The organism is Spirosoma lituiforme (assembly GCF_054776635.1).
In genome coordinates this window covers 1-767 of record NZ_BAAHBO010000041.1, presented here as the reverse complement: position 1 = coordinate 767, position 767 = coordinate 1, and the positions used below count along the sequence as shown (strand labels likewise).

The following is a 767-nucleotide window of genomic DNA, read 5'->3' as shown; positions in this document are numbered from 1 at the left end:
TACATGTTCAACATGCTGGCCCTCAACCCCGCCTACGCCGGCAGCCGCGATGTGCTGAGCATGTCTGCGCTCTACCGAAACCAATGGTCGGGCCTCACGGGAGCGCCCCAGACGGCCACCTTCACGGCCGATATGCCCCTCAACAATGAACGCATCGGGGTAGGTCTGCAGCTCTACGGCGATCGGGCGGGGGTGATCCAGGAGACGGGCGCTTTTGCCTCCTACGCCTTTCGGATCCGGGTGGGCACCAAGAGCACCCTGGCGTTGGGGCTGCAGGCGGGGGCCTCGAGCTACCAGGCCAACCTGACGGAGGTGCGCACCTCCGCCGACGGGCAGATCGACCCCGCCTTTGCCAGCAACATCGCCAAGATTCTGCCCAACTTTGGGACGGGTATCTACCTGAGCAATGACCGCACCTACCTGAGCATCTCGGTGCCGCGGCTGATCAAGAACCGGTTGAGCGACTACCAGGTGGGCTCGTTTCGGTCGGTGCAGGCACGTCAGGCGTACGTGGCGGCTGGTTTTGTGGTGGGTCTGAGCCCGGTGATGAAGCTAAAGCCCTCGTTTCTGGTGAAGTACGCCGAGGGGGCGCCGTTGGGGTTCGATGCCAACGTGAACGTGTGGTTCTGGGACCGGCTGGCGGTGGGCACGTCGCTCCGGCGTCACCAGTTTTCGAGCTGGACGAGTTACACCACCGATGCGGTGGTGGGTTTGCTGGAGGTCCAGCTGACGGATCAGCTTCGGTTCGGGTATGCGTATGATCGGAC

General features: G+C 63.4%; 1 protein-coding gene. It reads left to right on the top strand.

Annotated features, from left to right (window positions below; genetic code table 11):
* Positions 1 to 60: 60 nt before the first annotated feature.
* The coding region (locus ACYU87_RS27565) for a PorP/SprF family type IX secretion system membrane protein (protein ID WP_461137220.1) at positions 61 to 767 on the top strand (707 nt) is incomplete at its 3' end.